This is a genomic window from Bradyrhizobium sp. 155 (genome assembly GCF_023101105.1).
Taxonomy (GTDB): Bacteria; Pseudomonadota; Alphaproteobacteria; order Rhizobiales; family Xanthobacteraceae; genus Bradyrhizobium; species Bradyrhizobium canariense_D.
Map to the genome: position 1 here is coordinate 3,915,338 of NZ_CP064704.1, position 13,102 is coordinate 3,928,439.

Annotated in this window: 12 protein-coding genes and 1 pseudogene; 4 read left to right on the forward strand and 9 right to left on the reverse strand. The window is 64.5% G+C overall.

Annotated features, from left to right (window positions below):
- Window positions 1–5: 5 nt before the first annotated feature.
- From hfq to IVA93_RS19135, 3 genes are all read right to left on the reverse strand, one after another.
- A complete protein-coding gene (gene hfq / locus IVA93_RS19125; protein WP_007591126.1) occupies window positions 6–254 on the reverse strand; it encodes an RNA chaperone Hfq in 249 nt (82 codons plus the stop codon).
- 237 nt (window positions 255–491) lie between these two features.
- Window positions 492–1,862 (reverse strand): nitrogen assimilation response regulator NtrX, encoded by a 1,371-nt coding sequence (gene ntrX, locus IVA93_RS19130; RefSeq protein WP_007591127.1) that lies wholly within the window; start codon window positions 1,860–1,862, stop codon window positions 492–494.
- A gap of 15 nt (window positions 1,863–1,877) precedes the next feature.
- On the reverse strand, window positions 1,878–4,271 hold the full coding sequence (locus IVA93_RS19135; RefSeq protein WP_018457828.1) for a sensor histidine kinase: 2,394 nt from the start codon (window positions 4,269–4,271) through the stop codon (window positions 1,878–1,880).
- A 174-nt stretch (window positions 4,272–4,445) separates the two neighbouring features.
- Here IVA93_RS19135 and IVA93_RS19140 point away from each other — a divergent pair, with 174 nt between their 5' ends.
- Complete coding sequence (locus tag IVA93_RS19140; protein ID WP_018457826.1) at window positions 4,446–4,592, forward strand: hypothetical protein; 147 nt, start codon at window positions 4,446–4,448, stop codon at window positions 4,590–4,592.
- Window positions 4,593–4,758: 166 nt separating this feature from the next.
- On the opposite strand, the gene ntrC is transcribed toward IVA93_RS19140, so the two are convergent.
- Genes ntrC through dusB form a run of 3 tightly spaced genes read right to left on the reverse strand, consistent with a single transcriptional unit; the run spans window position 4,759 to window position 8,384 of the window.
- The gene (ntrC, locus tag IVA93_RS19145; RefSeq protein ID WP_247789910.1) at window positions 4,759–6,201 is read right to left on the reverse strand and encodes a nitrogen regulation protein NR(I); all 1,443 of its coding nucleotides are present in this window, start codon (window positions 6,199–6,201) and stop codon (window positions 4,759–4,761) included.
- Window positions 6,202–6,210: 9 nt separating this feature from the next.
- Window positions 6,211–7,386, reverse strand: coding sequence for a two-component system sensor histidine kinase NtrB (locus IVA93_RS19150; protein ID WP_026233448.1), 1,176 nt, complete (start codon window positions 7,384–7,386; stop codon window positions 6,211–6,213).
- Window positions 7,383–8,384 carry a tRNA dihydrouridine synthase DusB gene (gene dusB, locus IVA93_RS19155; protein ID WP_018457824.1) on the reverse strand — a complete coding sequence of 334 codons (1,002 nt, stop codon included), beginning with the start codon at window positions 8,382–8,384 and terminating at the stop codon, window positions 7,383–7,385. The genes IVA93_RS19150 and dusB overlap by 4 nt, the downstream gene beginning before the upstream one ends.
- A gap of 281 nt (window positions 8,385–8,665) precedes the next feature.
- On the opposite strand from dusB, the gene IVA93_RS19160 reads away from it, so the two are divergent.
- Window positions 8,666–9,847 (forward strand): bifunctional 2-C-methyl-D-erythritol 4-phosphate cytidylyltransferase/2-C-methyl-D-erythritol 2,4-cyclodiphosphate synthase, encoded by a 1,182-nt coding sequence (locus IVA93_RS19160; RefSeq protein WP_018457823.1) that lies wholly within the window; start codon window positions 8,666–8,668, stop codon window positions 9,845–9,847.
- A gap of 3 nt (window positions 9,848–9,850) precedes the next feature.
- Window positions 9,851–10,450, forward strand: a complete 600-nt coding sequence (locus IVA93_RS19165; protein ID WP_018457822.1) for a CinA family protein — start codon at window positions 9,851–9,853, stop codon at window positions 10,448–10,450.
- A 153-nt stretch (window positions 10,451–10,603) separates the two neighbouring features.
- Here the strand turns inward: IVA93_RS19165 and IVA93_RS41195 are convergent.
- The 3 genes and pseudogenes from IVA93_RS41195 to lipA form a co-directional block, all read right to left on the reverse strand.
- Window positions 10,604–10,697 (reverse strand): annotated as a pseudogene (locus IVA93_RS41195) (mechanosensitive ion channel family protein); the annotation flags it as partial.
- 236 nt (window positions 10,698–10,933) lie between these two features.
- Window positions 10,934–11,404, reverse strand: a complete 471-nt coding sequence (locus tag IVA93_RS19175; RefSeq protein ID WP_018457820.1) for a type II toxin-antitoxin system RatA family toxin — start codon at window positions 11,402–11,404, stop codon at window positions 10,934–10,936.
- 6 nt (window positions 11,405–11,410) lie between these two features.
- A complete protein-coding gene (gene lipA, locus IVA93_RS19180; RefSeq protein ID WP_018457819.1) occupies window positions 11,411–12,367 on the reverse strand; it encodes a lipoyl synthase in 957 nt (318 codons plus the stop codon).
- 130 nt (window positions 12,368–12,497) lie between these two features.
- Between lipA and IVA93_RS19185 the strand changes: the two genes are divergently transcribed.
- Window positions 12,498–13,100 carry a DNA-3-methyladenine glycosylase gene (locus IVA93_RS19185; protein ID WP_085349818.1) on the forward strand — a complete coding sequence of 201 codons (603 nt, stop codon included), beginning with the start codon at window positions 12,498–12,500 and terminating at the stop codon, window positions 13,098–13,100.
- Window positions 13,101–13,102: the final 2 nt, after the last annotated feature.

Sequence of the window (13,102 nt, forward strand, 5' to 3'; positions counted from 1 at the left end):
CACTCTCAAGCCGGCTGATCCTCGCCGCCTTCGAACAGCTGGATCGGCGCGCCCGGCATGATGGTCGAGATCGCATGCTTGTAGACGAGCTGCGAGTGACCGTCGCGCCGAAGCAGCAAACAGAAATTGTCGAACCAGGTCACGATGCCCTGGAGCTTCACTCCGTTGACCAGAAAGATCGTCAGTGGCGTTTTGGTTTTGCGAACGTGATTAAGGAAGGTGTCCTGCAGGTTTTGTGCGCGGTCTGCCGCCATTGTTTTTTTCTCGCTTTGAGTTTCTTTTTATTGCGCCGGTTGCGGCCCTCTTTTGAAACTCGGGGTCCTCGTCCGGTTGCCGTCCCTCATGAGATCCCCCTCGGGGGGACAGCGGTTCAATTAGAGGACAGGTAGGCTTATTAGGCAAGCCGCTTCACGCGGCAGCCCATGCCGTATTGCCCCGAAAAACTACGGAAATCGATGATTTTCCTCGCCTATTCCAACGACGTCGCAGCGTTAGCCGACGCCGAGCGCCTTCAACTTCCGGTGCAGCGCCGAGCGTTCCATGCCGACAAACTCGGCCGTGCGAGAAATATTTCCTGAAAAACGGCTGATCTGTGCAATCAAATAGTCGCGCTCGAACACTTCGCGCGCTTCGCGCAGCGGCAGGCCCATGATGTGCTCGCCATTGTTGCTGGTCGGCATCGCGGGCACCATGGAGCCAACATCCTGCGGCAGCATGTCGGCAGTGATGATGACTTCCGGCCCGCCAGCGGCGAGAATCATGACTCTCTCAACGTTGTTGCGGAGCTGGCGCACATTGCCCGGCCAGACATGCGACTGCAGTACCGCCATCGCGTCCTGGCCGATCTGCCGCTTGGGCAGGCCGCTGCCCGCGGAGATCTGCTCCATGAAATAGTCGATCAATTCCGGAATGTCTTCACGCCGCTCCGACAATGCGGGCACGCGGATCGGCACCACCGAGAGCCGGTGATAGAGGTCCTCGCGGAAATGACCGGCCGCGATTTCCTCTTCGAGGTTGCGCGCGGTGGAGGAGATGATGCGGACGTCGACCTGCACCTTGCCGTTGCCGCCGACGCGCTGGAACGACTGCTCGACCAGCACGCGCAAGATCTTGTTCTGGGTCTCGCGCGGCATGTCCGCGATCTCGTCGATGAACAGCGTGCCGCCATGAGCTTCTTCGAGTGCGCCGGGCTTGCGCGCGTGCTCGCCGTTGGACTGCTCGATGCCGAACAGCTCGTGCTCCATCCGCTCGGGCGTGATCGCAGCGGCGTTGATGACGACGAAGGGGCCGTCGGCGCGGCCCGAGGCCGTGTGCAACGTGCGGGCGGTCAGTTCCTTGCCGGCGCCCGCGGGGCCGACGATCAGGATGCGGCTGTTGGCCTTGGCCGCACGCTCGATGGTCTGGCGCAGCTGGTTCATGCTGGGCGAGCGGCCGACCAGCGAGCTTGCGCTCGGCGCGAGCTGCTTCAGCTCCTTGACCTCGCGCTTGAGCCGCGAGTTCTCCAGTGCACGGTTGGCGACCAGGATCAGCCGGTCGGTCTTGAACGGCTTCTCGATGAAGTCGTAGGCGCCACGCTTGATCGCGGCGACCGCGGTCTCGATGTTGCCGTGGCCGGAGATCATCACGACCGGCAGATCGGGGTTGTCCTTCTTGACCTGCTCCAAGAGCTGCAAGCCGTCGAGCTTGGAGCCCTGCAGCCAGATGTCGAGGAACACCAGATGCGGCCTGCGGTTGGCGATCTCGGCGAGCGCCGTATCGCTGTCGCGCGCGGTCCGGGTCACGAAGCCCTCGTCTTCGAGGATGCCCGCAACGAGATCCCGAATATCGGCCTCATCATCGACAATCAGAATTTCACTTGCCATGGATCGCCTGTTTTCTCAGCTGCCTGTTGAGGCTTTGATCTTCGTTGAATCATTGGTCTTTTCAGCCGGCTCTTTGGTTTCGACGGCCGCCTCTTTTGTTTCCGGATCCTTGAGGGATTGCGTGGCCGTTTCGCCGCTTTCCGGCTTGGTCGTTGCCGCGGCTGCCGGTTCGGCCCCCTCGCTTTTCGCGGGAGCGCCGGCGATCGCAAAACGCATCCGCATCCAGGCGCCGCGCTGGCCCTCGCGGAAGTCCGAGGCATCCTTCAGCTCGATGCGCCCGCCATGGTCTTCCAGCACGCGACCGACGATCGCGAGCCCAAGGCCGGTGCCTTTGGCGCGTGTCGTCACATAGGGCTCGAGCAGGCGCGAGCGCGCCACCTTGGGCAGGCCGATGCCGTTGTCGACGACGTCGATCAGCACGTCCTCGCCCTCGCGCGAGACCACGACGTCGATCCGGCCTTTGCCGAGCTCCTCCAGGGGGACCTGCTCGATCGCCTCGGTGGCGTTCTTGACGATGTTGGTGACGGCCTGCGAGATCAGCCGCCGGTCGAACTGGGCGCGCAGCGGGTCTTCCTTGAACTCGGCCTCGATATCGATCTCGGGGTGGGCGACCTTCATCAGGAACACCGCCTGCCGCACTGTGTCGGCGACGTCCTCACCCTCCATGACCGGCTTAGGCATCCGCGCAAAGCGCGAGAACTCGTCGACCATGCGGCGGATGTCGTCGACCTGACGCACGATGGTGTCGGTGCACTGTTCGAAGATCTGCTTGTCCTTGCCCTCGGTGATGTCCTTGCCGAATTTGCGGCGAATGCGTTCGGCGGAGAGCTGGATCGGGGTCAGCGGATTCTTGATCTCATGCGCGATGCGGCGCGCGACGTCGCCCCAGGCCGAGGTGCGTTGCGCCGAGACCAGTTCGGTGATGTCGTCGAGCGTGATGATGTAGCTGTCGTGCGGCTGGCTGGTCTTCTCGGCGCTGACGCGGACCGACAGATTGCGTTCCTGCCCGTCGCGCGTGATCGTGATCTGCCCCTGCACCAGGCGCTGGGTCCCTTCCCGCGCCGTCTTCATCATCTCTTCGAGCTCGGGCAGCACGTCGGAGAGCGGATGGCCGAGCGTCTCGGCTTCGGAGTGACCGATCAGCTTTTCGGCGGAACGGTTGAGAATGCCGACGCTGCCTGAGGTATCGACACCGATAATGCCGGCGCTCGCGGACGACAGCACCGCCTCGATGAAGCGGCGGCGGCTGTCGATGAGCTCGCTGGCGTTGACGAGCTCGTCGCGCTGGCTACGCAACTCCTCCGTCATCTTGTTGAAGGTCTCACCCAGCTGGGCGAGGTCGCCTTCCGACTGGTGCACCGGCACTTTCACATGGAGATCGCCCGTCGAGACCGTCTGGGCCGCGTTCATCAGGCGTCGGATCGGCGAGACCAGCGAGTTGGCGAAGTTGAGGCCGATCAGCACCGAGGCCATCAGGATGGTCAGCGCGATCACCGCGAACATCAGCGCGAACGCGACCTGGATGCCGAGCCGGCGCGACTCGATCTGGGCGTATTCGGCGACGCTGACCTCGGTCTGCTTGAGCTGGTTGACGACATTCGGATCGAGCGGCCGTGCGACGTAGAGGAATGTGTCACTGAAGGCGCGCAAGCGGACCACCGCGGCGACGAAACTCGCATCGGGCAGCACCGCGATCTCGGGTTCGGATTCGTTGACGTTGCTGAGGAAGTCCGGTGCCGGCGGCGAATAGGCCAGCCGCATGCCGGTGTCGGCGGATTCGAGAATGTTGGTGTTCTTGTCGATGATCATCGCGCCCGGCAAATTGCGCGAGGCGGCGCTGGACGTCAGCAATTCGCGAAACGAGCGGCGATCCTGGTCGTAGAGCGGCCGCGCGTGGGCGATGTCGTTGGCCATGCCGAGAATGTCGCCCCGGATCAGCTGCGCATGGTCCTGCATGTAAGCCCGCGCGATCGTCAGTGAATTCTGGATCACCTCCTTGGTCGGGCCGGAGAACAGGCGGTCGAGGCCGCGCTCGATGGTGACGTTGGCGACGACGGCGACCAGCACCGCCGGCAGCACCGCCACGATCGAGAACAGGCTGACGATCTGGACATGGAGGCGCGCCGCCGCCCTGCCCCGCCGTCGCGCCAGGATCAGCTGCCAGAGCTCGCGGATGATGATGCCGACCAGCAGCAGGATGGTGGCTGCGTTGCTCAGATAGAACGAACGGACAACTTGCGGCGTCAGTTCGATGCTGGTGAGGCCGGTCAGGACCAGGAAGGTGAGCAAGGCCGACAGCAGCGCCAGCGCCACGGCGAACGGCGCCAGCCAGCGTCGCGCCGACCAACGCCGGGGCTCTTCTGCTGGGGCCGTGTCAAAGGATGCGGCCGAGGTGTCTGCGCTGGTCATTCCGGCAATGGGTGCTGAAAACGGGGGGCCGCGGCGGGCGGCTACTGATGTATTCGTACCACATTGTTGCCGAATTGCGACAATTCCGCGGCGTCACCGCCGCGACCGACCCGCGTATCCACAGCGACATGCCGGAGGGCGGGAACGGATTCCAGCCCCGGCGGCTTGACCAGCATGCACAGGTTCTTTCTCGCGATGATGGTATCGGCCGTGCTGCTGCTGATCGTGGCGGCGGACCTGCTGGTCAATGGTCTCGGGGTGCAGGAGCCCAATGCGAACGTCGCCAGCGCAATACAGGTCTCAGGCCGGTTTGTCAGATAGGTGTGAGGCCGCGTCCCGCGGCTGAAATCACCCTTTGAATGTTCCTGCGGAACATTTCAGTCCGATCGGGACTTCTGCTCACCGCGTCAGCCACGACGGCCAGCGCGATCGGACAGGCTCAGCTCCGCTTGGTAGGGGGAGCTGAGCCACCGGCCGTTGCGTGGGGCTAGCCGCCGCTCCGATACACCTGGATATCGAGATCCCGGATCTTCTTCCGCAGCGTGTTGCGGTTGAGGCCGAGCAGATCGGCGGCGCGGATCTGGTTGCCGCGGGTGGCCGCGAGCGCGGCCGTGAGCAGTGGCACCTCGATCTCCTTCAAGATGCGGTGATAGAGGCCCGGCGGCGGCACGCCGTTCGGGAAGCCCTGGAAGTGCGAGGAGAGATACGCCTCCACGGCGCCACCGAGATTGTCGACGCCATGCTGGACGGCGGCACCCGGGCTGACCGTGGGTGGCGCCAGCTCGCCGTCGATGACGGAGCCCGTGATCACATCCTGGGGATACAGCGCCGCGAGGCGACGGGCGAGGTTCTCGAGCTCGCGCACGTTGCCCGGCCAGCGGTGCTGCTTCATCCGCTCCAGCGCCAGCGTATCGAGCTTTTTCGGCGGCAGGCCGTCCTTCTCCGCCAGCGCGAAGAAATGACGGATGAGATCGGGCAGATCCTCGATGCGCTCGCGCAACGGCGGCAGCCGTAGCGGCACGACGTTGAGGCGGAAGAACAGATCTTCGCGGAACAGGCCTTGCTGGATCAGGACGCGCAGATCCTTGTTGGAGGCCGCCACGATGCGAACGTCGGTCTTGATCGGGGTGCGACCGCCGACCGTGGTGTATTCGCCCTGCTGAAGCACGCGCAGCAGACGGGTTTGCGCCTCCATCGGCATGTCGCCGATCTCGTCCAGGAACAGCGTGCCGCCCTCGGCCTGCTCGAACCGGCCGGAGGCGCGGGTGTTGGCGCCGGTGAAGGCGCCGCGCTCATGGCCGAACAGTTCCGACTCGATCAGGTCGCGCGGGATCGCCGCCATATTGACCGCGACGAACGGGCCATTGCGGCGCTTGCCGTAATCGTGCAACGCGCGCGCCACCAGCTCCTTGCCGGTACCGGACTCGCCCGTGATCATCACGGTGAGGTCGGTCTGCATCAGGCGCGCCAGCACGCGATAGATTTCCTGCATCGCCGGCGAGCGGCCGACCAGCGGGATCGCCTCCATCTCGGCGTCCTCGTTCGGCGTCGAGACCCGCTCCTTCGGCTCGGCCAGCGCGCGGCCGACGATGGCGATCAGCTCCTTCAGATCGAAGGGCTTCGGCAGATATTCATAGGCGCCGCGCTCGGAGGCCCGGATCGCCGTCATGAAGGTGTTTTGCGCGCTCATGACGATAACAGGCAAATTCGGCCGCATCTTCTTGATCCGCGGCAACAGGTCGAACGCGTTCTCGTCGGGCATCACCACGTCGGTGATGACGAGATCGCCCTCCCCCTGGCTGACCCAGCGCCACAGCGTTGCGGCATTGCCGGTCAGCCGCACTTCGTAGCCGGCGCGCGATAGTGCCTGATTGAGAACCGTGCGGATGGCGTTGTCGTCATCAGCAACGAGAATGCTACCTGCGGGCATCGTTAATCCTCATTTCGCCCCCTGTGACGCAGACGACGACTTCCCGGCAGAGCCGTCGTGACTGCTTTGATCGGCATGTTTCACCGATGTGGAATACATCGGCATCAGCACGCGGAAGGTTGTCTTGCGCGGCTGAGATTCGCATTCGATGATGCCCCCGTGATCCCCGATGATCTTTGCGACCAGCGCGAGGCCCAGACCCGAGCCGGTCTGTTTGGTTGTGACGAAGGGATCGAACAGGTTTGGCAGAAGATCGTCCGGCACGCCTGGTCCGTTGTCCTTCACGCAGAATTCGAGCGGCAGGGATACACGGGATTTTTGACCGGGGACTGACAGGCGGACGCCGGGGCGAAACGCGGTGGTGAGCTGGATTTCACCGTCGGGAACGTCGATCAGCGCTTCGGCGGCGTTCTTCACCAGGTTGAGGAACACCTGGATGAGCTGGTCCTGGTTCGCCAGCACCGGGGGCAGCGAGGGATCGTAATCCTCGACGAAGCGGATGTTGCGGGCAAAGCCGGACTGCGCCAGCCGTTTGACGTGATCGAGCACCGAATGGATGTTGACGGGGCCGCGCACCACGGGGCGCTCGTCGCCGAACACCTCCATGCGGTCGACCAGCGTCACGATGCGGTCGGCCTCGTCGCAGATCAGCCGCGTCAGCATGCGGTCTTCCGAGGAGGCCTGCTGCTCCAGGAGCTGCGCCGCGCCGCGGATGCCCGAGAGCGGGTTCTTGATCTCGTGCGCCAGCATCGCGGCGAGCGCGATCACCGAGCGCGCGGCGCTGCGATGGGTGAGCTGGCGGTCCATCTTGTCGGCGATGGAGCGCTCCTGGAGCATCACCACGATATGGCCGGGCCGTTCCGTGACGGGGGCAACGTGCAGATCGACCTGGCGGTCCCCGCCCATGCGCGGCGTGCCCAGATCGACCTTGTACTCGTTGACAGGTGCATTCGACGAACGCACCTGGTCGATCAGCGCCAGCAAGGGGCTGCCAAACGGCACCAGCTCTTTCAGCGACTGCCGCTTCAAGAACTGCGTCGAGATATCGAAGAAGGCTTCGGTTGCGATGTTGGCGGCGACGATTTTGCCGTCCGGCCCGATCATCAGCACGGGATTGGGAAGTGCGTCCAGGATGGCATCGCTGTCGGACGGAAACGGCCGACGATGTTCAGCAACTGAGCTCATGCAGCGGCGCTCCATGCGAAGTCGTCGAAGGCATCTTGCAGTGACCGGTGAACGAGGTGCGGATCCTCCGAGGTGAGGATTTTCTGGCGCCAGGATTTCAGCTTCTCGGCCGGCGCACGGCTCACATCGGCCGCGACGTCGAGCGCCCAGCCCAGATGTTTTCGCGCGTGCCGCAGCCCGATGCGCAGGCCGTAGAGCGCGCAGACGCCTTCATAAAGCGTGCGCACATAATGCAGCTGCGTCTCGAGCGGCGGCGTGGCTTCCACCGCCCCACCCTTGAGGCGGCGGCCGATCTGGCCGGGCAGCCAGGGCTGGCCCTGCGCGCCGCGGCCGATCATCACGGCATCGGCGCCGGAGGCCTTTAACGCCGCGAGGGCCTTCTCGTAAGTGGTGATGTCGCCATTGACGACGAGCGGAATGGAGATGGCCTCGCGTACGGCGCGGATCGCATCCCAATCGGCCTCGCCCTTGTAGAACTGGCAGCGGGTGCGGCCGTGCACGGTGACGAGCTTGATGCCTGATGCCTGTGCGCGCCGCGCCAGTTCCGGTGCGTTGCGGGTGCGGTCGTCCCAGCCGAGCCGCATCTTCAACGTCACTGGCACCTTCACCGCCGCGATCGTCGCTTCGATCAGGCTGACGGCGTGGTCGAGGTCGCGCATCAAGGCGGAACCGGACTGGCCGCCGGTGACGTGACGAGCCGGACAGCCCATGTTGATGTCGATGATATCGGCGCCTTCGGCTTCAGCGATCCGGGCGCCCTCCGCCATCCAATGCGTCTCGCACCCGGCGAGCTGGACCACGTGGGGACCGATCCCCGTGGCTTCGCAGCGCAACCGAGACATATGATGGCCATTGGCGAGTTCGTCGCTGGCCGTCATTTCGGACACCACCAGACCGGCCCCCAACTCCGCGGCAAGCCGGCGGACGGGCGAGTCAGTCACCCCCGACATCGGTGCCAGGAAGACCGGGGTGGCGACATCAATATCGCCTATCTTCAATGGCTTAGAGCCTGATACTACCGAGCCGGTCACAGGGGTCTCGTTGCGTTGGCAGCGCCTCATCGCGCCTGCCATGACCTATCTTGCGCACAATTCTTGTGCAGTCAAGCGTCATGCCTACAGTTTAGACAGTTCTGCAAATCTTTCAAGTGCAGTGCAGCAAAATGCTGTTTCCCACAATCCGGGGAAACCCCCTTTTATTGCGGGCCTGCCGTGCTAGAGGCATGCGGCGATCACCCCACCCCCGACTCTCTTCATCACCAAATGAGTATTTGAGTCCTATGGCGAAATCACAGCGCACCGCAGTCGTCCTCGTCGCTGCCGGACGCGGCCTGCGCGCAGGCGCCGGTGGCCCCAAGCAATATCGCGAGATCGGCGGCGTGCCGGTGATCTATCGCGCCATGGAGGCCTTCAGCCGTCATGCGGACGTGTTCGCAGTTCAGCCAGTCGTGAACCCGGACGACAGCGCCATGTTCACGGCGGCGGTCGCAGGGCTCGGCCACGAGGCGCCGGTCAATGGCGGCGCGACCCGGCAGGCCTCGGTGCTCGCCGGTCTCGAAGCGCTCGCCAGGCACAAGCCCGACATCGTGCTGATCCACGACGCCGCGCGACCCTTCGTTTCGGAAGGCGTGATCACCCGCGCGATCGATGCGGCCAGCCGCACCGGCGCGGCGATCCCCGTCGTTCCCGTCACCGACACCATCAAGATCACCGGCGAGAATGACAATGTCGAGGACACGCCGGACCGGGCGCGGTTGCGAATTGCGCAGACGCCGCAATCCTTTCGTTTCGACGTCATCCTCGAAGCGCATCGTCGCGCGGCCAAGGACAGGCGCAGCGATTTCACCGACGATGCCGCGATTGCCGAATGGGCGGGATTGACGGTTGCAACCTTTGAAGGCGATGTTGCCAATATGAAGCTCACCACTCCCGAGGATTTCGTGCGCGAGGAAGCGCGGCTGGCAAGCCTGCTCGGCGACATCAGGACCGGCACGGGCTACGACGTCCACGCCTTCGGCGAGGGCGACCATCTCATGATATGCGGCGTGCGCGTGCCGCACACCAAAGGCTTCCTGGCCCATTCCGACGGCGATGTCGGCCTGCATGCGCTGGTCGACGCCATCCTGGGCGCGCTCGCTGACGGCGACATCGGATCGCACTTTCCGCCCAGCGACGCGAAGTGGAAAGGCGCCTCCTCCGACCAGTTTTTGCAATACGCCATCGAGCGCGTCACCCAGCGCGGCGGCCGCATCGCCAATCTCGAGGTGACCATGATCTGCGAGCGGCCGAAGATCGGCCCTTTGCGCGAGACCATGCGCGCGCGCATCGCCGAGATTTCCGGCGTCGACATCTCCCGCGTCGCGGTCAAGGCGACCACCAGCGAGCGGCTCGGCTTCACCGGCCGCGAGGAAGGCATCGCGGCCACCGCGAGCGCCACCATCCGTCTGCCCTGGAGTGTCTAGGCCATGGCCGGCAGCGACGCACGCGCCCTCTCCCGCTCGCTGCTCGATTTGTGCCGGATGCGCAAGCTGACGATCGCGACCGCGGAATCCTGCACCGGCGGCCTGGTTGCCGGTGCGCTGACCGACATCCCCGGCTCTTCCGACGTCATCGATCGCGGCTTCGTCACCTATTCCAACGACGCCAAGCGCGCGATGCTCGGCGTCGAGGTAAGCACGCTCACCAATTTCGGCGCCGTCAGCAGGGAGACGGCAACAGCCATGGCGGTCGGCGCGCTGGAGCGTGCCGGCGTCGATCTTGCAGTCGCTATCACCGGCATTGCCGGCCCCGGCGGCGCCACGCCCGGCAAGCCGGTTGGCCTCGTGCATTTCGCCGCCGCCGCGCGCGACGGACGCATCGTCCATCGCGAGCATCGCTTTGGCGCCATCGGCCGCACCGCCGTGCGTCAGCGCTCCGTGGTCGAGGCGCTGCGCATGCTGATGGATCTCGCCCGCGGCCCGCAAGTTACGGCCAAGCCGAAACGTGCCGCCGCAGTAACCCGCCTGCGCCCGCGCGTGACACGATCACCGCGCCGGCACGCGGTGAAGCGCAGGCCGCCGCGCTGACCGCGGGGGTGAGATCCCTCACGCAGCCGCGAGTTAAGCACTCACGTGATCGAGCACGCACTGCTTGATCGCGCTGTGATTGACGATGGCTGCGCCCCACACCAGCCCGTAGAGACTTGACCTTTCCCGCCATGCAGGTGACCTCGACGTCATTGCCGATGTGGAAGGGTCGAAACAGCAGCAGCATGACGCCGGCGGCGATGTTGGAGAGTGGGCCCTGTAATGCCAGACCAACGGCGAGAGATGCGCAACATTGCCCGTGCGATGACGCCGCTGGAGATCGAGCAGGCCGCTGCGTATTTTGCCTCGCAGCCGCCGGATGTCGTGAAGGCGGTGGATTGAAATTTTGGCACGCCTGCCTTCCCCATCGTCATTGCGAGCGCAGCGAAGCAATCCAGAGTCTCTCCGCAGAGGGATTCTGGATTGCTTCGTCGCAAGGGCTCTTCGCAATGAAGGAGGAGAGAGCGTGCCCGTCCGCAACCACTACGACGACACCAGCTTCCGCCGTCCGTAGATCGCATCCGCCCGCTTCTCGAAGGCGATGGAAAATCGCGCGAACGCGGCGTCGAACATCGAGCCCATCAGGAGCGCCAGCATGCGGCTCTTGAACTCGTAGGCAAGGAAGAAGCCGACATCGCAAACGCTCTCGCCTTTGGGCTCGAACGTCCAACGGTTTTCCAGATTGCTGAAGGGACCTTGCAGATATTCGACCAGGATCTTCAAATTGGCGCGGTCGAGCGTCACGCGGCTGGTGAAGGATTCCCTGACCAGCTTGAACGACACCGTCATGTCCGCGACCAGCACCTCGGTGCCGTCGGGTTTCGCCATGCGCTGACGGACCTTCAGCGCACTGCACAGCGGCACGAATTCCGGGTAGCGCTCGACGTCAGCGACCAGATCAAACATCTCGGACGCGCTGTGATCGACACGACGCTTGCTCGAAAAATTGGGCATGGCGATTCAGCGGGCGCTTGCTGCCCGCGCGGCCTTCAGTTTCGCAAAATCCTCGCCGGCATGATGCGACGAACGGGTGAGCGGGGTCGCAGACACCATCAGGAAACCCTTGGTGTAGGCGACCTTCTCGTAGGACGAAAACTCGTCCGGCGGCACGTAGCGCATCACGGCGTGATGCTTGCGGGTCGGCTGGAGATATTGCCCGATGGTCAGGAAATCGACGTCGGCGGAACGCAGATCGTCCATCACCTGCTGCACCTCGTGGCGCTCCTCGCCGAGGCCGACCATGATGCCGGACTTGGTGAAGATGGTGGGATCGAGCTCCTTGACCCGCTGCAACAGCCGGATCGAATGGAAATAGCGCGCGCCCGGCCGCACCGTGAGATAGCACGACGGCACGGTCTCGAGATTGTGGTTGAACACGTCGGGCTTCGCCGCGACGACGACCTCCAGCGCCCCCTCCTTGCGCAGGAAGTCGGGCGTCAGGATCTCGATCGTGGTCGAGGGGCACGCGGCGCGGATCGCGCGGATGGTCTGGGCGAAATGCTCGGCGCCGCCGTCAGTGAGATCGTCGCGGTCCACGGAGGTGATGACGACATGGGCAAGGCCGAGCTTGGCCACAGCCTCGCCGACGTTCTGCGGCTCGGCCGCGTCAAGTGCATTCGGCATGCCGGTCTTGACGTTGCAGAAGGCACAGGCGCGGGTGCAGGTGTCGCCCATGATCATGAAGGTCGCGTGCTTCTTGTCCCAGCACTCGCCGATATTCGGGCAGCCCGCCTCCTCGCACACCGTATGCAGGCCGTTGGCGCGCACGATGTTGCGCGTGTCGGCATAGCCGCGGGTGTTGGGCGCGCGTACGCGGATCCAGTCCGGCTTCGGCGGCGAAGCGGAATCGGGCCGGTTCACCTTTTCGGGGTGACGTGGGCGCAGCGGGTTCGAGATGGTATCGACGATAACGACCATGGGGTGTCCGGTCTGACCAAGTCCTACCTAGTCGGTCTGGCCGGGCATCGCAACCCGGCTCGCACCGCTTCAGGGAACATGGCAGATATGGGCAATATCCTGCTCTGTTCTCTGGCGATTCTCACCTCGAATGGCTCCAGTCTCGAAGACCTCTACTCCTCGGCTCGGCAAAGCCCTGAAGCGTACCTTTTTCGCGCGCAGCGTCCACGAGGTCGCGCCCGATCTGATCGGTGCGACCATGCTGGTCAACGGCGTTGGCGGGATCATCGTCGAGGTCGAGGCCTATCATCATACCGAGCCGGCGGCGCACTCCTACAATGGCCCGACGCCGCGGAACCAGGTGATGTTCGGCCCGCCCGGCTTTGCCTATGTCTACCGCTCCTACGGCATCCACTGGTGTGTGAACTTCGTCTGCGAGGAAGAAGGCTCGGCCAGCGCCGTGCTGATCCGCGCGCTGGAGCCGACCCACGGAATCGCCGCGATGCGGCGGCGCCGCCATCTCCAGGATTTGCACACGTTGTGCTCGGGCCCGGGCAAGCTGACCGAAGCGCTCGGCATCACCATCGCGCACAATGCCTTGCCGCTCGACCGTCCGCCGATCGCGCTGCATGCGCGGACGGAGGACGTCGAGGTGGCGGCCGGCATCCGGATCGGCATCACCAAGGCGGTCGAACTGCCCTGGCGCTATGGTGTCAGGGGCTCGAAATTCCTCAGCAAGCCGTTTCCGAAATAAGC

Excerpts from the sequence above, each read along its gene's own strand:
- hfq (WP_007591126.1), bottom strand. The coding sequence starts at position 254 with ATGGCGGCAGACCGCGCACAAAACCTGCAGGACACCTTCCTTAATCAC.
- ntrX (WP_007591127.1), bottom strand. The coding sequence starts at position 1,862 with ATGGCAAGTGAAATTCTGATTGTCGATGATGAGGCCGATATTCGGGAT.
- IVA93_RS19135 (WP_018457828.1), bottom strand. The coding sequence starts at position 4,271 with ATGACCAGCGCAGACACCTCGGCCGCATCCTTTGACACGGCCCCAGCA.
- IVA93_RS19140 (WP_018457826.1), top strand. The coding sequence starts at position 4,446 with ATGCACAGGTTCTTTCTCGCGATGATGGTATCGGCCGTGCTGCTGCTG.
- ntrC (WP_247789910.1), bottom strand. The coding sequence starts at position 6,201 with ATGCCCGCAGGTAGCATTCTCGTTGCTGATGACGACAACGCCATCCGC.
- IVA93_RS19150 (WP_026233448.1), bottom strand. The coding sequence starts at position 7,386 with ATGAGCTCAGTTGCTGAACATCGTCGGCCGTTTCCGTCCGACAGCGAT.
- IVA93_RS19160 (WP_018457823.1), top strand. The coding sequence starts at position 8,666 with ATGGCGAAATCACAGCGCACCGCAGTCGTCCTCGTCGCTGCCGGACGC.
- IVA93_RS19165 (WP_018457822.1), top strand. The coding sequence starts at position 9,851 with ATGGCCGGCAGCGACGCACGCGCCCTCTCCCGCTCGCTGCTCGATTTG.
- IVA93_RS19175 (WP_018457820.1), bottom strand. The coding sequence starts at position 11,404 with ATGCCCAATTTTTCGAGCAAGCGTCGTGTCGATCACAGCGCGTCCGAG.
- lipA (WP_018457819.1), bottom strand. The coding sequence starts at position 12,367 with ATGGTCGTTATCGTCGATACCATCTCGAACCCGCTGCGCCCACGTCAC.
- IVA93_RS19185 (WP_085349818.1), top strand. The coding sequence starts at position 12,498 with ATGGCTCCAGTCTCGAAGACCTCTACTCCTCGGCTCGGCAAAGCCCTG.